The 18758-nt window shown below is 71.8% G+C and carries 15 protein-coding genes; 2 read left to right on the top strand and 13 right to left on the bottom strand.

The window, feature by feature from the left end; genetic code table 11:
• Positions 1–68: 68 nt before the first annotated feature.
• On the bottom strand, positions 69–212 hold the full coding sequence (locus AB0I52_RS25920) for a hypothetical protein (RefSeq protein WP_363076408.1): 144 nt from the start codon (positions 210–212) through the stop codon (positions 69–71).
• On the opposite strand from AB0I52_RS25920, the gene AB0I52_RS25915 reads away from it, so the two are divergent.
• Complete coding sequence (locus AB0I52_RS25915; protein ID WP_363076406.1) at positions 199–1194, top strand: PQQ-dependent sugar dehydrogenase; 996 nt, start codon at positions 199–201, stop codon at positions 1192–1194. The two genes, AB0I52_RS25920 and AB0I52_RS25915, sit on opposite strands and share 14 nt — an antisense overlap.
• A 31-nt stretch (positions 1195–1225) precedes the next feature.
• Positions 1226–1423: a DUF6191 domain-containing protein gene (locus AB0I52_RS25910; protein WP_363076404.1), complete on the top strand. Its 198-nt coding sequence runs from the start codon at positions 1226–1228 to the stop codon at positions 1421–1423.
• Here AB0I52_RS25910 and AB0I52_RS25905 read toward each other — a convergent pair.
• The 12 genes from AB0I52_RS25905 to ligA all read right to left on the bottom strand — a co-directional run bounded on the left by AB0I52_RS25905 (position 1420) and on the right by ligA (position 18741).
• Positions 1420–4587: an AAA family ATPase gene (locus AB0I52_RS25905; protein ID WP_363076430.1), complete on the bottom strand. Its 3168-nt coding sequence runs from the start codon at positions 4585–4587 to the stop codon at positions 1420–1422. The two genes, AB0I52_RS25910 and AB0I52_RS25905, sit on opposite strands and share 4 nt — an antisense overlap.
• A gap of 58 nt (positions 4588–4645) precedes the next feature.
• Positions 4646–4825, bottom strand: coding sequence for a hypothetical protein (locus AB0I52_RS25900; RefSeq protein WP_363076402.1), 180 nt, complete (start codon positions 4823–4825; stop codon positions 4646–4648).
• Between the two features lie 246 nt (positions 4826–5071).
• Complete coding sequence (locus AB0I52_RS25895) at positions 5072–5722, bottom strand: hypothetical protein (RefSeq protein ID WP_363076400.1); 651 nt, start codon at positions 5720–5722, stop codon at positions 5072–5074.
• A 71-nt stretch (positions 5723–5793) separates the two neighbouring features.
• Entirely contained in the window at positions 5794–6348 is a 555-nt protein-coding gene (locus tag AB0I52_RS25890) for a GNAT family protein (RefSeq protein WP_363076428.1), read from the bottom strand.
• A 43-nt stretch (positions 6349–6391) separates the two neighbouring features.
• On the bottom strand, positions 6392–8617 hold the full coding sequence (locus AB0I52_RS25885; RefSeq protein WP_363076398.1) for an MMPL family transporter: 2226 nt from the start codon (positions 8615–8617) through the stop codon (positions 6392–6394).
• A gap of 236 nt (positions 8618–8853) precedes the next feature.
• Positions 8854–10113, bottom strand: a complete 1260-nt coding sequence (locus AB0I52_RS25880) for an SLC13 family permease (RefSeq protein WP_363076426.1) — start codon at positions 10111–10113, stop codon at positions 8854–8856.
• Positions 10114–10195: 82 nt separating this feature from the next.
• The gene (gene gatB, locus AB0I52_RS25875) at positions 10196–11707 is read right to left on the bottom strand and encodes an Asp-tRNA(Asn)/Glu-tRNA(Gln) amidotransferase subunit GatB (protein ID WP_363076396.1); all 1512 of its coding nucleotides are present in this window, start codon (positions 11705–11707) and stop codon (positions 10196–10198) included.
• A gap of 17 nt (positions 11708–11724) precedes the next feature.
• Positions 11725–11958: a hypothetical protein gene (locus tag AB0I52_RS25870; protein WP_073738655.1), complete on the bottom strand. Its 234-nt coding sequence runs from the start codon at positions 11956–11958 to the stop codon at positions 11725–11727.
• Positions 11959–11963: 5 nt separating this feature from the next.
• Positions 11964–13466 carry an Asp-tRNA(Asn)/Glu-tRNA(Gln) amidotransferase subunit GatA gene (gene gatA, locus AB0I52_RS25865; protein WP_363076394.1) on the bottom strand — a complete coding sequence of 501 codons (1503 nt, stop codon included), beginning with the start codon at positions 13464–13466 and terminating at the stop codon, positions 11964–11966.
• A gap of 6 nt (positions 13467–13472) precedes the next feature.
• Positions 13473–13769, bottom strand: coding sequence for an Asp-tRNA(Asn)/Glu-tRNA(Gln) amidotransferase subunit GatC (gene gatC / locus AB0I52_RS25860; protein ID WP_024492941.1), 297 nt, complete (start codon positions 13767–13769; stop codon positions 13473–13475).
• Positions 13770–14078: 309 nt separating this feature from the next.
• Positions 14079–16250, bottom strand: coding sequence for a bifunctional diguanylate cyclase/phosphodiesterase (locus tag AB0I52_RS25855; RefSeq protein ID WP_363076392.1), 2172 nt, complete (start codon positions 16248–16250; stop codon positions 14079–14081).
• Between the two features lie 247 nt (positions 16251–16497).
• Positions 16498–18741 (bottom strand): NAD-dependent DNA ligase LigA, encoded by a 2244-nt coding sequence (ligA, locus tag AB0I52_RS25850; RefSeq protein ID WP_363076390.1) that lies wholly within the window; start codon positions 18739–18741, stop codon positions 16498–16500.
• Between the last annotated feature and the right edge of the window lie 17 nt (positions 18742–18758).

Genomic DNA, 18758 nt, shown 5'->3' with positions numbered 1-18758 from the left:
GGAGTGCGGCGCGGTGCGGTGGCCGTGCTGGCGGTGGGCGCCCTGCTGCTCGCCGCGGGGTGCTCCTCTCAGGAGGGGGCGGGGAGCACCGCGGGCCAGGGAGCGAGACCACCGGCCGGGTCCTCGACGGCCACGTCGAGCCCGGCGGCCTCACCCTCCGCCGCCGATCTGCCGCCCGCGAAGGGCTCGGTGAAGGTGGTGTCGACCCTCACGGAGGGGCTGGACTCGCCGTGGGGCCTCACGGCCCTGCCGGACGGCGACCTGCTGGTCTCCTCGCGCGACAAGGGGACGATCACCAGGGTCGACGCGAAGAGCGGGAAGAAGACGCTGCTGGGCACCGTGCCCGGAGTGGCTCCCGCCGGGGAGGGCGGGCTGCTGGGGATCACCGTCTCCCCCACCTTCGGCACGGACCATCTGGTGTACGCGTACTTCACCACCGCCTCGGACAACCGCATCGCCCGCATGCTCTACGACGAGAAGGGCACGACACCCGGCCACCTGCTGGGCGCTCCCGACACGATTCTGCGCGGCATCCCGAAGGGCTCCATCCACAACGGCGGGCGCATCGCCTTCGGCCCGGACCACATGCTGTACGCGGGGACGGGCGAGACGGGGGATCGCGGCTTCGCGCAGGACAAGAAGTCGCTGGCCGGCAAGATCCTTCGGATGACGCCTGACGGCGAGCCGCTGCACGGCAATCCGCAGGCCGACTCCGTGGTGTATTCGTACGGTCACCGCAATGTGCAGGGGCTGGCCTGGGACAACCACAAGCGGCTGTGGGCGTCGGAATTCGGCCAGGACACCTGGGACGAGCTGAACCTGATCGTGCCGGGCGGAAACTACGGCTGGCCGGACGTCGAGGGCAAGGCGGGCAAGGCGGGCAAAGCGGGGTTCCGTGATCCCGTGGCACAGTGGAAGACGTCCGAGGCGTCACCGAGCGGCGTCGCCTTCGCCGAGGGTTCCATCTGGATGGCCGGTCTGCGCGGTGAGCGGCTCTGGCGGATTCCGCTGTCCGGTGCGGCGGACAAGGAACCTCTGGCGGCCCCGCAGTCGTTCCTGAAGGGGAAGTACGGCCGCCTGCGCACCGTGCTCGCGGCCGGCGGCAACAAGCTCTATCTCGTCACGAGCGAGACGGACACCCGTGGCACCCCGAAGCCGGGAGACGACAAGATCCTGGTGCTTGAGGTGCGGTAGCGGCTACAGCAGGCGGAAGGGTGCGCGGCCCGTGTTCAACTTCTTCGAGGAACTCTTCGCACCGGGCCGCAAGCACGCTGCCGAGGAACAGCGGCGGCTGGAGCTGAGCCGGGTGGATCTCGGCATCGGCGACCCGGCGCGCGGCCCGATAGACCTCACCTCGGGCAAGGTGGTGGTCCGCCGACCGGACGCCGGAGACGGGGACACCGGGGACGGCGACACCGCCTAGGAACCCGTCGGCGTGCGGTAGAGACGCAGCCGGTGGGCGAGTGCGGCGGCCTCGCCCCGGCTCGCCACCCCGAGCTTGGCCAGGATGTTGGAGACGTGCACGCTCGCGGTCTTGGGCGAGATGTAGAGCTCCTCGGCGATCCTGCGGTTGGTGTGGCCGTCGGCGACGAGCCGGTGCACGTCCTGTTCGCGCCGGGTCAGCCCGAAGGACTCCACAGCGGCGGCAGCCGCGGCCCGGAGCTGCTCGTCGGGGTGGTCCCGCCCGGTCTGCTCGTCGGTGGCGCCGTCGCCGTCCGGGACCGTGACGGCCACCAGGATCTGCTCGCTCGGGCCCGAGCCCGCGCCGGGGCCGTGGGGCGCGTCGGGGACGGTGAGGGTGATGCGGGCGCGGCCGGCCAGCAGCTCGATGGTCTCGGCCAGCGGGCGGGCGCCGAGACGCAGGGCGGTGCCGTGCGCCTCGCGCAGCAGTGCGGTGGCCGTGGGCCGGTCGCCGGAGGCCACGAGCAGGGCCTCGGCCCAGCGGTGGCGGATCTGGGCCAGCTCGTACGGACGGTGCAGCGGGGTGAAGGCCTGTGCCGCGCGGGACCAGTGATCAGGGGTGTCGAGGCCTTCGGCACGAGCCAGCTCGGCATCGACGAGCAGACCGTAGGCAGCCCATACGGGGACGCCCATCGGCAGTCGCTTGAGGTGGGAGCGGATCAGGGCGAGATTCGCCGGCCGGCCGGGCTCGGTGGCGGGCAGACCGCGGGCGTCGGCCTCGGCCGCCGCGACGACGTGCAGCAGCGGCAGGGCGTAGCGCTGGGTGCCGGTCGGGAAGCCGACCTCCGCCTGGGCCTCGAACGCCGTGCGGGCCTCGGAGAAGCGGCCCTGCTGGACGGCCAGGGTGACGGTGTGGCGCACGGCGTTGATGACGTATTGGGGCTGCGGGTCGCGGGAGCCGAAGCTCCGCTTGTTCAGCGCGAGTTGCCGTTCTGCCTCGGCGAAGTCTCCTCGCGCCAGCGCCACTTCGGTGCGGCGGGCGGCGACCAGGCCCTGGGGCTTGCGGGACAGCGCCGTGCGGGCAGCGGCCTCGGTGGTGGCCAGGGCCTCGTCCCAGTGGCCGAGCGAGAACAGGGACATCGCCTGGTTGGTGCGGACCCAGGCCTCCGTGTCGGCGATGCCGTGGCTGTGGCAGATCTCGATCCCGTGGTCGGCGGCGGCCACGGCTTCCAGGGAACGGCCCATGGCTTCGAGGGTGGAGGGGAGATTGATGCCGGCGCGGCCCATGACACCGATGAGGCACAGCTCGTCGGCCCGGTCGCGGACGGCGTACATCTCGGCGATGCCGTCGTCGATGTCTCCCGCATCGGCGGTCAGCCAGCCCCGGGTGAGGCGTGCGTGCAGCTCGATGTACTCGTCGCCGACCAGCCGGGCGTACTCCACGGCCCGGTCGGCGGCGGCGAGAGTCTGGGCACCGGGGCGGTGCAGGGCGCCCCAGCCGGCCACGCTCATCAGCACCTCCGCGTGGACGGCCGAGGGCGGCAGCCCCCGGACCAGCTCCTCGGCGGTGGCCAGCTCGTCCCAGCCGTCGCCCCGGGTGAGGTCCTGGACCAGATGGGAGCGCTGGACCCAGAACCAGGCGGCGCGCAGCGCGTCGTCCTCGCTCTCCAGGATGCGCAGGGCCTTCTTGCAGAGGGTGAGGGCCCGTTCGCGGTCGTTGCCGAAGCGGGCGGCGACGGTGGCCTCGGCCATCAGGTCGAGGTAGCTCAGGGGGTTGGCGCTGTCGCGGCCGCAGGCCGGGTAGACCTCGGCGTAGTCGATGGGGCGCAGAGTGCCGCGTATCGCATCGGGAGCGTCGTCCCACAGCTCCATCGCCCGCTCCAGCAGCCGCAGTTGCTCCGAGAAGGCGTTGCGGTGGCGCGCTTCGACCGAGGCCTTCAGTACGGCGGGCAGGGCCTTGGCGGCATCGTGCGCGCCGTACCAGTAGCTGGCCAGGCGGGTGGCGCGCTCCCCGTCGCGGACGAGGGTGGGGTCGGCCTCCAGGGCCTCGGCGTAACGGCGGTTGAGGCGGGAGCGTTCGCCCGGCAGCAGGTCGTCGCTGACGGCCTCGCGGACCAGGGAGTGCCGGAAGCGGTAGCCGTTGCCCTCCGGAGTGGTGAGCAGCAGATTGGCGCCGACCGCTCCCCGCAGCGCTTCGATGAGGTCGTCCTCGGCGAGCCCGGCGACGGCGGCCAGCAGTTCGTACTCGACCGCGGAGCCCCCTTCGGCCACCACCCGGGCGACCCGCTGGGCATCGTCGCTGAGTGTTTCGACCCTGACGAGGAGGAGGTCGCGCAGCGAGTTGGGCACTCCGTCCCCGTCGCCGCACTCCAGGCTGCAGGCGAGCTCCTCGACGAAGAAGGCGTTGCCGTCGGAGCGCTCGAATATCTCGTCCACCAGGGCCGGTTCGGGGGTGTCCGCGAGGATTCCGGCGAGCTGACGGCGGACCTCGGCCCGGTTGAAGCGGGCGAGTTCGATGCGGCGGACGGTCCGGAGCCGGTCCAGTTCGGCCAGGAGCGGGCGCAGCGGGTGGCGGCGGTGGATGTCGTCGGACCGGTAGGTGCCGACCACGACGAGGCGGCCGGTGCGCAGCGTACGGAACAGGTAGGCGAGGAGGTGCCGGGTGGAGGCGTCGGACCAGTGCAGGTCCTCCAGGACGAGGACGACCGCGCGCTGCGCCGAGATGCGCTCCAGCAGCCTGCCGGTGAGCTCGAAGAGCCGGGCGGTGCCGTGCTCGTCGGCCGAGTCCCGGCCCGGCTCGCCGAGTTCGGGGAGCAGCCGGGCCAGTTCGCCCTCCTGCCCGGCGCAGGCCGCGGCCATCTCGTCGGGGAGGGTGCGGCGCAGGGCGCGCAGGGCCGTGGAGAAGGGGGCGTACGGCAGGCCGTCCGCGCCGACCTCCACGCAGCCGCCCACGGCGACGACGGCCCCGCGGCGGGCCGCCACCGCGAGGAACTCCTCGACCAGGCGGGTCTTGCCGACGCCCGCCTCGCCACCGACGAGCAGCGCCTGCGGCTCTCCGCAGGCACAGCCGGCCGGGCCGGCTCCTTCCGCGGTGGCACGGGCGAGCGCGTCGGTGAGCGAGGTGAGTTCACCTGCGCGGCCGACGAACACGGGACTGACTGACCTGGTCTCCACGGAGCCGAGCATCGCATACGGGTCCGACGGCTCGGAGCCGGGAAGCTGGACAGGCATCGTCTTTCGGCCCTTACGCGGCGTGCGCGAACCGTGCCCGTTCCCTGTCCGCACTCACCGTCCTCTCGCGCTCCTTGCGTGCCGAGCTGCGGGCGGCCCGGTCGGCGCGACGTGCTGCCCGGACGAGCCGCTCGTTGTCGGCGCGGCGGATCATTTCGGCCTGCCTGATCTTCTGGAGTTCCAGCGTGAACATGCGATTCCCCCCTGGTGGCGAGGGCCCGTTGGGCCCCGGTGGCGGCAGTTCGTCTGCCGTGCCTCCACTTTCGTCCCCCAGGGGGTGCCGCCGCATCGGGCGAGTTCCGCATCTCTGACGGGCCGGCGCCTTAGGCGGCTGCCCGCGCCGCCGCACAAGGGCGGCGGTCACCCCCGCAGATGCCTTAGGCCGCGCCGGAAGGCGCCGTACGGGGGGAGAGAGGTGCGGCGCGTGGTACCCGGCCGGTCAGCTTCCCGCGGTCGCGGCGGCCGCCGTGGGCAGGGCGCCGATGAGGTCGAAGTACATGCCGACGGAGATCAGTACACCGATCACACCGAGCGCGATGCCGCCCATGGCCACCGCGCGGACCCAGCCGGCCTGCGGGTGCGCGGACGGGGCGCCGAAGGCGGGGCGGACCAGGACGAAGATGCCGACCAGCAGGGCGACGAGCCCGAAGAGGCCGTTGGCCAGGGCGGTGGCGTGCCAGGCGTCGCCGTAGATCTCGGAGATCTGCTGCGCCGCCGAGCCGCCGGACGACGTCTTGATCTGCCCGATGAGGGTCTCGCGCTCGGCGGCGACCCGGCCGCTCCAGGCCCCGGTGAGCGAGACGATGCCGAGGCCGGCGGAGACGACGGCCGCGGCGGCGGTGCCGAGTCCGGCGGATTCCTTGCCGGACCCGTCGTCGTCGAGGCCGAGGTCGAAGTCCTGCTCCGCCGCGTCCGTGTCCCCGCCCGTGTCACGGTCCGTGGGCTCCTCGTCGGGCCGCCCCGCCGTGCCGGGTCGCTCCGCCGTGTCCTTGGCCCCGGCGGTGTCGGTGACGGCCTTGTCCGCCGTCGTTGTCTCTCCGTCGCCCTCGGCGACGGGAGCTGTGGGAGTAGTGGGAGTGGTGGGGTTCATTTCCCGCACGCTAGGTGCCCCGGATGAGAACCTTCTTAACGCCCGGCGGCGCCCCGCTCCCGTACCCCGGCTCAGCCCTGCCTGGCCCGCCATTCCGGGGCCGGCACGGACCAGATCTCCGAGTCGTGTCTCACACCGCGGTACAGGTAGTTCTGGCGCAGCACGCCGTCCCGCGTCATCCCGAGCCGCTCGGCCACGGCGATGCTCCGGGTGTTCGCGGCGGACGCGTCCCACTCGACCCGGTGCATGCCGCGCTCCAGGACCGCCCAGTCGATCAGCCGGGTCGCTGCCCTGGACACCAGGCCGTGCCCCTGGGCCGCCGGCTCCAGCCAGCAGCCGACCTCGCAGTTCCCGGACTCCGTGTCGAACATCCGGAAGAGGACCCCGCCGACCAGCGTGCCGTTCAGCCAGATCCCGTAGAGCCGGCCGGTGTCGGCCGCCTGCTTCTCCGCGTACCGGCGCAGCAGATCCCGCGCCGATTCCAGGTCGGTGGCGAAGGAGGCGAACGGGATCCACGGGTCGACGAGATCGCGCGCCCGGTCCATGTGGTCGAGGAACTCCTGCGCCTGCCAGATCTCCAACGGCCTCAGCTCGGCCCCGTCATCCCCCAGGGGTACCGCGAATATCGTGCCCCTCCTCGTGTCTCACCCACCGCGGTTCCGAGCCGGGTCAGCGGACGCGCTCCGCGGCCGGTACGGCTTCGTCGTCCCGGCTCGCGCCCGCCCCCGGGATCTTCGCAAGTGGTGCCCGGCAATCGGGAGGCTCGATGCTCAGACGCGGCAGCCTGCGGTCCAGCCAGCCCGGCATCCACCAGTTCGCCCCGCCCAGCAGATGCATCAGGGCGGGGACCAGCAGCGTGCGCAGGACGAAGGCGTCCAGTGCGACGGCCGCGGCGAGCGCGATCCCGAACATCGCGATGACCCGGTCGCCGCTGAGCACGAAGGCGAGGAAGACCGAGATCATGATCACCGCGGCCGAGTTGATCACCCGGCCGGTCTCGGCGAGGCCGACCCGGACCGCCCGCCGGTTGTCACCGGTCTCCAGCCACTCCTCGTACATCCGGCCGACCAGGAACACCTGGTAGTCCATGGACAGGCCGAAGAGCACGGACACCATGATGACCGGCAGGAAGGGTTCGATGGGCCCCGAGCTGCCCAGCCCCAGCAGCTCGCTCCCCCACCCCCACTGGAAGATCGCGACGACCACGCCGAACGAGGAGGCGACCGCCGCCACGTTCATCACCGCCGCCTTCAGCGGGATGCCGACCGACCGGAAGGCCATCAGCAGGAGCAGGCAGCCGAGCCCGATGACGACACCGATGAAGAGCGGGAGTTTCCCGATGATGATCTGTGCGAAGTCGTCGTAGCTGGCCGTCACACCGCCCACATGGGTCTGGAGCGAGGTGTTGTCCGCCGCCTTCGGCAGGACGTCCGTACGCAGCCGGTCGACGAGCGCGCTGGTCTGCTGGGACTGCGGCGCCGATTCCGGGACGACGGTGACGAACGCGGTGTCGCCGCTGGAGTTGTACGTGACCGGGTCGACCGACGCGACTCCGTCGGTGGCGCGCAGCGTGGCGGGCAGCGCGTCCATCGCCAGCCGGTCGTCCGCGCCGTCGAGCTGTGCGGTGATGGTCAGCGGTCCGTTGACGCCGGGACCGAATCCGTCCGCCAGCAGGTCGTACGCCTGCCGGGTGGTCGAGGATCTCGCGTTGTTCCCCTGGTCGGAGCTGCCCAGGTGGAGCGAGAAGGTGGGGAGCGCGAGGACCAGCATCACCACCACCGCGATCCCGCCGAGCAGCTTGGGGTGCCGCTCGACGAAGGCGGACCAGCGCGCGGCGAACCCGGTGGGCAGGTCCGGCTGCGGGCCGTGCTCGGCGAGCCGTCTGCGCTCGCGTCTGCTCAGCGCCCGCATGCCGATGAGGGACAGCAGGGCCGGCAGCAGCGTCACGGAGGCCGCCACGGTCAGTACGACGGTGAGCGAGGCGGCGACGGCGACACCGTTGAGGAAGCTCAGCCGCAGGATCAGCATGCCCAGCAGCGCGATGCAGACGGTGGCCCCGGCGAAGACGACGGCCCGTCCGGTCGTGGCGACCGCGTGCTGCGCCGCCTCGGGGACGGTCATGCCGCGCCGGAGCCCTCTGCGGTGCCGGGTGACGATGAAGAGGGCGTAGTCGATGCCGACCCCGAGCCCGACGAGCATGCCGAGCATGGGGGCGAAGTCGGCGACGGTCATCACGTGCCCGAGCAGCACGATGCCCGCGTACGCGGTGCCGACCGAGACGAGAGCGGTGGCGATGGGCAGCATGCTGGCGGCGAGCGAGCCGAAGGCGAGGAAGAGCACGACGGCCGCGACGGCGACCCCGATGGCCTCGCTGAGGTGCACGGCGGGCGCCTCGGTGAGGGCGACGGCCGAGCCGCCCAGCTCGACGCGGAGGTGTTCGCCCGAGGCGGCCTTCGCGGTGCTGACGACCGCCTCGGCCTGCGCCACCGGTACGTCGTCGGCCTGCCCGTCGAAGGTGACCGTGGCGTAGGCCGTGCGCCCGTCCGCGCTGATCTGTGCGGCGCCCGCCTGGGTGTAGGGCCCGCTGACGTCGCCGACACCCGGCAGCCGTTCGACCGCGTGCAGGGTTCGGGTCATCTTCTGCTCGACGTCGGCCGCCCGCACGGTGGCGCCGTCGGTGTGCCAGACGATGGTGTCGGTGTCCCCGCCGAGGTTCGTGAAGCCGCTCTTCAACAGGGCGGCGGCGTGGCCGGATTCGGTGCCGGGCGCCTCGTAGTCGTTCGTGTAGGAACTGCCCGCGAACACCGCACCCGCGGCCGTGCCGCCGAGGGCGAGCAGCCAGATGAGGACGGCGACGAGACGGTGTGCGATGCACCAGCGGGCGATAGCAGCCAAGGGACGAGCTCCCTGCGGGTTCGTGGTCTCTCCGGCGGCTCGGCAGAGCCGCACGCAAGGAAACGCATGACCTTGAGAGCTTCACTCTGACAGCCAACTGTGATCATTTGCCCGATTCGTGGCCATACTCACAGGCGTCGGATCCGCATATGGGAGACATCGCCGCAGCCTTCCGGCGGGCTCGCGGACCGCCCGCGACGGGCGCGAACACCCGCGCCCACCCGCCGGGGCAGGCGTCAGACCCCGATCACTCGCAGCGCCCCCCAGAGCGCGACCGTCGACACCGCGAGCGTCGCCGGTACGGTCAGCAGCCCGAGCCTGGTGAAGTGGCCGAGTTCCGGCGCCTCGTCGTGCGTGTGCAGGATGCGACGCCACAGCAGGGTGGCGAGCGAGCCGACGTACGTGAGGTTCGGCCCGACGTTCACCCCGATCAGTGCGGCCAGCAGCGGCCCCGGGCCGGCCGCCGCGACGACCGGGAGGAGGGCGAGGATCGCCGGCAGGTTGTTGATCAGGTTGGCGAGCACCGCCGCCACCGCGGCCACCGCCAGCAGCGCGGGCAACGAGGATCCGGCCGGCAGGAGCCGGGCGATACCGGCACCCAGACCGTGGTCGACGACCGCCTTGACGACGACGCCCAGGGCCAGCACGAACAGGCAGAACGGCACGTTCGCGGAGTGCACCAGCCCCTTCACGGTGGTCTCCCGTTTCGCCAGCGCCCGTACGGCCAGCACGGTGGCGCCCACCAGGGCCGCCCACAGCGGCTCCGCGCCCGCGAACGAGGTCACGGCGAATCCGCACAGGGTCAGCACCAGGACGACCAGGGTGAAGACGGGGGGAGCCGGCCGGTGGTCCGCCGGCTTCGGCGGGTACGCCCCCGCCGCCAGGTCGGCCGCGAAGAACCGGCGGAAGACCACGTACTCGACGGCGATCGCCGCCAGCCACGGCAGCGTCATCAGGACGGCGAAGCGGGTGAAGGAGAGGCCGCTCGCCGTGAACGCCAGCAGGTTGGTCAGATTGGAGACGGGGAGCAGGAGCGACGCGGAGTTGGCGAGGTGCGCGCAGGCGTACACGTACGGGCGGGGGCGGGCCCCGACGCGGGCCGCGGTCGCTAGGACGACGGGTGTCAGCAGGACCACGGTGGCGTCCAGACTGAGCACCGCCGTGATCACCGACGCGACGGCGAAGACGCCCGCGAGCAGCGGGCCGGTCCGCCCGCCGCAGGCGCGGGCGACCAGGTCACCGGCCGCCCTGAAGAGCCCTTCGTCGGCGCAGAGCCGCGCCAGTACCAGGATCGCGGCGAGGAAACCGACGACCGGCAGCAGGCTGCCCACCTGGGACCGGGCCTCCGGCCAGGAGACCGTGCCCACCACGATGACCAGCACCGCGGCGGGCACGGCGACGGTCGCCTCCGGCAGCCCCCGGGGGCGTACGACGGCGAACGCCAGCACTCCCAGCAGGAGGGCGACGGAGACGATCTCGGCGGTGACGGCGTTCAGTGGGCTCTCCGGAGCGGTGAAAGGGGCGGTGCTCCCGGTGGGTACCGGATGCACCGCCCCTTCGAGGACGTACGGGACGGGCTCAGCCCTCGACGCCGAGCTTCTCCAGGATCAGCTCACGCACCCGGGCCGCGTCCGCCTGGCCGCGGGTGGCCTTCATGACGGCGCCGACGAGCGCGCCGGCGGCGGCGACCTTGCCACCGCGGATCTTGTCCGCGATGGCGGCGTTGCCCGCGATGGCCTCGTCGACCGCCGTGGACAGCGCCCCCTCGTCGGAGACGACCTTCAGGCCGCGCTTCTCGACGACGGTGTCCGGGTCGCCCTCGCCCGCGAGGACGCCCTCCAGCACCTGGCGGGCCAGCTTGTCGTTGAGGTCGCCCGAGGCGACGAGCTCGGCCACCCTGGCGACCTGCACCGGGGTGACGGGCAGCTCGTCGAGACCGCGGCCGGTCTCGTTGGCGTTACGGGCCAGCTCGCCCATCCACCACTTGCGGGCCTGGTCCGAGGGTGCGCCGACCTCGGTCGTGGCGACGATCAGGTCGACCGCGCCCGCGTTGAGGATGGACTGCATGTCGTGCTCCGAGACGCCCCAGTCCTCCTTGAGCCGTGCGCGGCGCAGCCGCGGCAGCTCGGGGAGACCTCCCCGCAGCTCCTCGACCCAGGTGCGGGCCGGGGCGACCGGTACCAGGTCGGGCTCCGGGAAGTAGCGGTAGTCCTCGGCGTTGTCCTTGATGCGGCCGGCCGTGGTGGAGCCGTCCTCCTCGTGGAAGTGCCGGGTCTCCTGCACGATCGTGCCGCCGGAGTTCAGCACCGCGGCGTGGCGCTGGATCTCGAAGCGGGCGGCCCGTTCGACGGAACGCAGGGAGTTCACGTTCTTCGTCTCGGAGCGGGTGCCGAACGCCTCGCGGCCGTGCGGGCGCAGCGACAGGTTCACGTCGCAGCGCATCTGGCCCATCTCCATCCGGGCCTCCGAGACGCCGAGCGCCTTGATGAGCTCGCGCAGCTCGGCGACGTACGCCTTGGCGACCTCGGGGGCCCGTGCGCCCGCTCCCTCGATCGGCTTGGTGACGATCTCGATGAGCGGGATGCCCGCGCGGTTGTAGTCGAGCAGGGAGTGGGACGCGCCGTGGATACGGCCGGTGGCGCCGCCGACGTGCGTCGACTTGCCGGTGTCCTCCTCCATGTGGGCGCGCTCGATCTGCACCCGGAAGATCTCGCCGTCCTCCAGCTGGACGTCCAGATAGCCGTCGAAGGCGATCGGCTCGTCGTACTGGGAGGTCTGGAAGTTCTTCGGCATGTCCGGATAGAAGTAGTTCTTCCGGGCGAACCGGCACCACTCGGCGATCTCGCAGTTCAGCGCGAGACCGATCTTGATGGCGGACTCGACGCCGATCTCGTTGACGACCGGCAGCGCGCCGGGCAGCCCGAGGCAGACCGGGCAGGTCTGGGAGTTGGCGTCCTGCTTGAGCTCGGTGGAGCAGCCGCAGAACATCTTGGTCTTGGTGCCGAGCTCGACATGGACTTCGAGGCCCATGACGGGGTCGTACGTCGCGAGGGCGTCCTCGTACGACTCCAGGTCAATGACAGCAGTCACGGTGAAAACTTTCCCTCTCAGCCCAGCAGGACGTCATCGTCGCCGAGACGCTTCAGTTCGCGATAGAGGATCGCGAGGCCGGTGACGATGGCGGCGGCGGACACGGTCGCGTCGATGAGGCGCAGTGTGTCGTTGTCGTTGCGCGCGAGCCTGATCTGCTTGGCAACACTGATCGCGCCGAACGCGGTGCTGCCGAGCGATACGTACAGCCCGGTCTTCGACTTCTTGAAGTTCGTGGCCTTCTTTGCCATGGCACTCACAGCGACGGAGCCTCCTCGAGCAGTGGGTGCCCCCACTTTTCCACGAACGCGGCCTCGACGGCGGCTCCGACTTTGTACAGCCGGTCGTCCTTCATGGCGGGGGCGATGATCTGCAGCCCGACCGGCAGGCCGTCCTCCGGCGCCAGGCCGCAGGGCAGCGACATGGCGGCGTTGCCGGCCAGGTTGGTCGGAATGGTGCACAGGTCCGCGAGGTACATCGCCATCGGGTCGTCGGCACGCTCGCCGATCGGGAAGGCGGTGGTGGGTGTCGTCGGGGAGACGATGACGTCCACCTGCTCGAAGGCCTTCTCGAAGTCCCGCGTGATCAGGGTGCGGACCTTCTGCGCCGAGCCGTAGTAGGCGTCGTAGTAGCCGGAGCTCAGCGCGTACGTACCGAGGATGATGCGGCGCTTGACCTCGTCGCCGAAGCCGGCCTCGCGGGTGAGCGCGGTGACCTCCTCGGCGGACTTCGTGCCGTCGTCGCCGACCCGCAGGCCGTAGCGCATGGCGTCGAAGCGGGCGAGGTTCGAAGAGCACTCGGACGGCGCGATGAGGTAGTACGCCGAAAGGCCGAGGTCGAAGGACGGGCAGTCCAGCTCGACGACGGTGGCGCCGAGCGACTTCAGAAGCTCGACCGACTCGTTGAAGCGCTGGACGACACCGGCCTGGTAGCCCTCGCCGGAGAACTGCTTGACGACTCCGACGCGCATGCCCTTCACCGAGCCGTTGCGCGCGGCCTCGACGACCGGCGGGACCGGGGCGTCGATGGACGTCGAGTCGAGCGGGTCGTGTCCGGCGATGGCCTCGTGCAGCAGTGCCGCGTCCAGGACCGTACGGGCGCAGGGGCCGCCCTGGTCGAGGGAGGACGAGAAGGCCACCATGCCGTAGCGGGAGACGCCGCCGTAGGTGGGCTTGACGCCGACGGTGCCGGTGACGGCGGCGGGCTGGCGGATCGAGCCGCCGGTGTCCGTGCCGATGGCGAGCGGGGCCTCGAACGAGGCGAGCGCGGCCGAGGAGCCGCCGCCGGAGCCGCCCGGGACACGGGTGAGGTCCCAGGGGTTGCCGGTCGGGCCGTAGGCGCTGTTCTCGGTGGAGGACCCCATGGCGAACTCGTCCATGTTGGTCTTGCCGAGGATGACGACGTCGGCGGCCTTCAGCCGCTTGGTGACGGTCGCGTCGTAGGGCGGGACCCAGCCTTCGAGGATCTTCGAGCCGACAGTGGTCGGCATGTCCTGGGTGGTGAAGATGTCCTTGAGCGCGAGCGGGACGCCGGCCAGCGGGCCGAGCTTCTCGCCCGCGGCCCTCTTCGCGTCGACGGCGCGGGCCTGCGCGAGCGCGCCCTCGCGGTCGACGTGCAGGAAGGCGTGGACCTTCTCGTCGACGGCCTCGATCCGGGCCAGGTGGGCCTCGGTGACCTCGACGGCCGTGAGCTCGCCGGAGGCGATCCTCGCGGCGGTCTCGGCGGCGGTGAGCTTGATGATGGTGCTGATGTCCGTCATGGCTTTTTAGTCCTCCCCCAGGATCTGCGGCACCTTGAAACGCTGCTGCTCCTGGGCCGGGGCGCCGGAGAGCGCCTGCGCGGGGGTGAGCGAGGGACGGACCTCGTCCGTCCGCATGACGTTGGTCAGCGGCAGCGGATGGGAGGTCGGCGGTACGTCTTGGTCGGCGACCTCGGAGACGCGGGCGACCGCGCCGATGATGTCGTCGAGCTGACCGGCGAAGTGATCGAGCTCTTCGCCCTTCAGCTCCAGACGCGCCAGCCGGGCGAGGTGGGCGACCTCCTCGCGCGTGATGCCAGGCATGCAGCGATCCTCAGGGGTTGGTGTGTGGTTTTGGCCGGGGGCCGGCGGCACATTTCCGCCGTCCGTCCGAAGGACGGGCCGCGCGGCGTCAGGTGCGTGCGGTCGCAAGGCGCCGGAGCGCCCCCGTGGCGGAGCCACGTGGGCGATTCGGCAACACGGCGAGCGTGCGTGCCGGACGTCGCGCGGCAGGTGGAAATGTGCCGCCGACCCCCAATCCTATGGGGTCCTCCGTACCGGCCACGGCCACCCGTGGAACACCTGCTCGGCGAGGCGGCCACCGGGCGCCTCACCGCAGCCCCGCGCCCCGCCCTACGACGTCGCGGGCCGCGAGTCGACCGTCCGCCCGGAGGGGCGCTGCTCCACCTCGGGCGTCGCCGCGGCGGTCGCACCCGCCGCTGCCGCCGCGGCGGCGGCGGCCGCCGCCGCCAGCTCCGCCGGCCGCCGCCACCCGTGCTCGCCCCGCGCCCGCAGCCACGCGGTCGTCTCCTGGGGCGGCATCGCGGCGGCCACCAGCCAGCCCTGGACCGCGTCGCAGCGCAGGTCCCGCAGGCGCTCCCAGGTCTCGTCGTCCTCGACGCCCTCGGCGACGACCAGCAGGCCGAGCGAGTGCGCCAGGTCGATCGTGCAGCGGACGATCTCCGCGTCCTCGTGGTCGATGGCGAGCCGGGCCACGAAGGACCGGTCGATCTTGAGCTCGCTGACCGGCAGCCGGCGCAGATGGACGAGGGAGGAGTACCCCGTACCGAAGTCGTCCAGGGACATCTTCACGCCGTGCCCGGTGAGCCCGGCCAGTGTGTCCGCGGCCCGCTGCGGGTCCTCGAGCAGTACGTGTTCCGTTATCTCCAGCTGGAGGGCCCCGGCCGGAACGCCGTGCCGGGCCAGCCGGGCCGCGACGCCGCCCGCGAACCCCGGCGTGTGCACGTCGCGCGGGGAGACGTTGACCGCGACCGGGACGAACAGCCCCTGCGCCCGCCATCTCGCGACCTGGGCGAGCGCCGTCTCCAGTACGTACTCGGTGAGGTGCGGCATCAGCCCGGACGACTCGGCGATGGCGATGAACTCGTCCGGAGGGACCCGCCCCCGCTCCGGGTGCACCCACCGGACCAGGGCTTCGAGACCGGCCACCTGTCCGTCGAAGCGGACCTTCGGCTGGTAGTGGAGCTCGACCTCGCCGGCGTCCAGCGCGCGCCGCAGATCACCGAGGAGCCCGAGCCGGTCCGGGGTGTTGCTGTCGCGCTTCGACTCGTACACCTCGACGCCCGTGCGGTCGCGCTTGGCCTGGTACATCGCCACGTCCGCGCGGCGCAGCAGGCCCTCGGCGTCCAGCGCGTGGTCGGGGTAGACGGCGACGCCCGCGCTGGCCTCCAGCACCAGGGTGAGCCCGTCGAGGTCGAGCGGGGAGGAGAGTGCGGCGACCAGGTGGCGGGCGACCCGCTGGGCGCTGGTGGCGGAGTCCGCGGTCGGCAGCAGGACGGCGAACTCGTCTCCGCCGAGCCTGGCCGCCTCCGCCCCGCGCGGCAGGGCGAGGCGCAGGCGTTCCGCTATCTGGAGCAGCAGCCGGTCACCCGCCAGATGGCCCAGGGTATCGTTGACCGCCCGGAAGCGGTCGAGGTCGATCAGGACCAGGCCGGCCCGGGTGCCGACGCTCTCGGCCTCCTCCAGGGCCGTCCAGGTGCGTTCCAGCAGCCACTGGCGGTTCGGCAGTCCGGTCAGCGGGTCGCGCAGCTGCTCCTCGGCCCTGGCGCGGGCGATCCAGAGCGTGGAGTCGAGCGCGATCAGCGGGACCGCGAAGAGCGGCAGCAGTACCGGCATGGCCATGGCGACGACGCAGATCAGCGGTGCGATGCCGAGCAGGGCGACGGCGACGAGGCCCTGCCGCAGCAGTGCGGTGCGGGCGACGGTCGGCAGCCCGCCGCCCTGGGGCCGGGCGTACCAGAGCAGCACCCGGGTGACGAGCAGATAGGTGGAGGCGGCGAGGAGGACTTCCGGGACGACGTCGATGCCCCAGTCGAGTGGCTGCCAGGGCGACTCGACGGTCTGGACCTCACCGAACGCGGCCATGACCAGCGCCGCCGCACCCACTCCCAGGATGTCCACCGCCCCGTGCAGCAGTCCCTGCCACCAGCGGTGCCTGCGGGCCATCCCGACGAGTACGACCACGACCAGGCTGACCAGGCCGGCGGGCACCCAGCCGTAGAGCAGCAGCACGGCGAGCGTGAGGGCAGCCCCGGAACCGGTGCCGCCCCACCAGCGGTCGCGGCCGAGCGCCACCAGATGACCGACGACGATCCCGGTGAGCACGGCGAGCGACCAGCCGGCCCTGCCGTCCGGGAAGAGCGCGTGTCCGCCGCTCACGGTCCGGTAGAAGCCGGTCGCGAGCTGGACGGTGGCGAGGGCCACGACGACAGCGCCCACCTTGGGCGTGAGTCCGGCGAAACCCTGCAGCCGCGACACCGGTGCGGCGTTCTCGGTCGGTTTCATTCCGTCCCTCTCACAGCCGGCGGTGCCGATGTCACCTGATGGTTCCGTTCCCTGCCACCACGCCCGGCACACCCGGTGGCCGGGCGCCGCGGGCGCATCCCTCAACAGTAGGCCGCAGAGGGCTTCCAGGGGCAGCCGTCTACATCTCTTGCCCGAATGCGAACCGACCACCCGTCAGCGTCTGCTGGGCGCCGACCGGGTGAATCCGGGGCGTACACACCCACGGTTCCCCGCCCCTCGGCCGGTTCTACTCCCCGGCCCCCTCCTCGGTCTCCGTCCCGGTCTCCGCCTCGGCCGGCACCGCCGCCTCGCGCGCCGCGTCGGGTCCGTCCGCGAGCAGCACGGCGAAGCCGTCCTCGTTCAGCACGGGCACCTTCAGCTGCATGGCCTTGTCGTACTTCGAACCGGGGTTGTCGCCGACCACCACGAAGGAGGTCTTCTTCGAAACGGAACCCGTCACCTTCGCTCCGCGGCTCTGGAGGGCTTCTTTCGCGCCATCCCTGGTGTGCGAGGCCAGCGTGCCGGTGACGACGACGGTGAGCCCTTCGAGCGGCCTCGGCCCCTCCTCCTCGCCGGCCCCCTCGTCCTCCATCCGGACCCCGGCCTCCCGCCACTTGCGCAGGATCTCCCGGTGCCAGTCCTCGGCGAACCACGCCTTGACCGAGGCCGCGATGATCGGTCCGACCCCGTCGGCGTCGGACAGCTCCTGCTCGGTGGCCCCGTCGATCCGGTCGATGGACCGGAACTGACGGGCCAGCTCCTGTGCGGCGACGGGACCGACATGGCGGATCGAGAGCCCGGTGAGGATCCGGGCCAGCGGCGCGTTCTTCGCCTCGGCGATGGCGTCCAGCATCGCGACGGCGTTCTTCTTCGGTTCGCCCTGCTGGTTGGCGAAGACCAGCGCGGTCTTCTCCTCACCGGTCTTCGGATCCCGCTTGGGCAGTCCGCTGTCCGTGTCGAGGACGTAGGCCCGGATGGGCAGCAGCTGGTCGACGGTCAGCCCGAACAGGTCGCCCTCGTCGCGCAGCGGCGGGTCGGCGGGCTCCAGCGGACGGGTCAGGGCGGCGGCCGCGACATAGCCGAAGTGGTCGATGTCCAGGCACTTGCGGCCCGCCAGATAGGCGACGCGCTCACGCAGCTGCGCGGGGCAGGAGCGGGCGTTGGGGCAGCGGACGTCGATGTCGGCCTCCTTCATGGGCCGCAGCTCCGTCCCGCACTCGGGGCACTCGGTCGGCATGACGAACGCCTGCTCGGTGCCGTCCCTGAGGTCGACGACCGGGCCGAGGATCTCCGGAATCACATCGCCGGCCTTGCGGAGCACCACCGTGTCGCCGATCAGGACGCCCTTCGCCCGGACCACGTTCTGGTTGTGCAGGGTGGCGAACTCGACCTCGGACCCCGCGACTTCGACGGGTTCCACCTGGGCGTACGGGGTGACGCGCCCGGTGCGGCCGACGCCGACCCGGATGTTGACCAGCTTGGTGTTGACCTCCTCCGGCGCGTACTTCCAGGCGATCGCCCAGCGCGGTGCGCGGGAGGTCGAGCCGAGCCGGCCCTGGAGGGGGATCTCGTCGAGCTTGACGACGACACCGTCGATCTCGTGCTCCACCGAGTGCCGGTTCTCGCCGAAGTAGGAGATGAACTCCCGTACCCCGTCCAGGGAGTCCACCACCTTGTTGTACTTGGCGGTGGGCAGTCCCCACTCATGCAGCAGTTCGTAGGCGTGCGAGAGGCAGTCGATGTCGAAGCCCTCACGGGCCCCGATGCCGTGCACCACCATGTGCAGCGGCCGGCCGGCGGTGACCTTGGGGTCCTTCTGGCGCAGTGAACCGGCCGCCGCGTTGCGCGGGTTGGCGAAGGGCTTGTCGTCCGCCTCGACCAGCCGGGCGTTGAGCGCCTCGAATCCGTCCATCGGGAAGAAGACCTCGCCGCGGATCTCGACGAGCGCCGGGATGCGGTCGCCCTTCAGCCGGTGCGGGATCTCCGCGATCGTCCGGACGTTGGGCGTGATGTCCTCGCCGGTGCGGCCGTCGCCGCGGGTGGCGGCCCGGGTCAGCAGCCCGTGCTCGTAGGTGAGGTTGACCGCGAGGCCGTCGATCTTGAGCTCGCACAGGAAGTGGTAGCCGGTGGCGCCGACGTCCCGGGCGACGCGCTCGCCCCAGGTGGCCAGTTCGTCGTCGTCGAAGGCGTTGTCCAGGGACAGCATCCGCTCGCGGTGCTCGACGGAGGTGAATTCCGTCCGGTAGGGCCCTGCGACCTTCTGCGACGGCGAGTCGGGCGTGCGCAGTTGCGGATACGTGTCCTCCAGGCCCTCCAGCTCACGCATCAGCCGGTCGAACTCGGCGTCGCTGACGACCGGCTGGTCGTTCACGTAATAGCGGAACCGGTGCTCCTCGATCTGCTCGGCGAGGAGCGCGTGCCGCTCCCGTGCCTCCGCTGGCACCGCGGTCAGTGCCTCCGCTGGCACTGCCGTCTGCTCTTCGCCGGCCATCGTCCCGTCCTCCCGTT

The sequence above is a fragment of the Streptomyces sp. NPDC050423 genome (assembly GCF_040655445.1).
GTDB lineage: Bacteria > Actinomycetota > Actinomycetes > Streptomycetales > Streptomycetaceae > Streptomyces.
The sequence above is the reverse complement of the archived record's forward strand: the minus strand, read 5'-3'. Positions and strand labels throughout refer to the sequence as shown.

Bases quoted from the DNA above. Each gene is read 5' to 3' on its own strand.
- AB0I52_RS25905 (WP_363076430.1), bottom strand. From the start codon at position 4,587: ATGCTCGGCTCCGTGGAGACCAGGTCAGTCAGTCCCGTGTTCGTCGGC.
- AB0I52_RS25900 (WP_363076402.1), bottom strand. From the start codon at position 4,825: ATGTTCACGCTGGAACTCCAGAAGATCAGGCAGGCCGAAATGATCCGC.
- AB0I52_RS25895 (WP_363076400.1), bottom strand. From the start codon at position 5,722: ATGAACCCCACCACTCCCACTACTCCCACAGCTCCCGTCGCCGAGGGC.
- AB0I52_RS25870 (WP_073738655.1), bottom strand. From the start codon at position 11,958: ATGGCAAAGAAGGCCACGAACTTCAAGAAGTCGAAGACCGGGCTGTAC.
- gatA (WP_363076394.1), bottom strand. From the start codon at position 13,466: ATGACGGACATCAGCACCATCATCAAGCTCACCGCCGCCGAGACCGCC.
- gatC (WP_024492941.1), bottom strand. From the start codon at position 13,769: ATGCCTGGCATCACGCGCGAGGAGGTCGCCCACCTCGCCCGGCTGGCG.
- AB0I52_RS25855 (WP_363076392.1), bottom strand. From the start codon at position 16,250: ATGAAACCGACCGAGAACGCCGCACCGGTGTCGCGGCTGCAGGGTTTC.
- ligA (WP_363076390.1), bottom strand. From the start codon at position 18,741: ATGGCCGGCGAAGAGCAGACGGCAGTGCCAGCGGAGGCACTGACCGCG.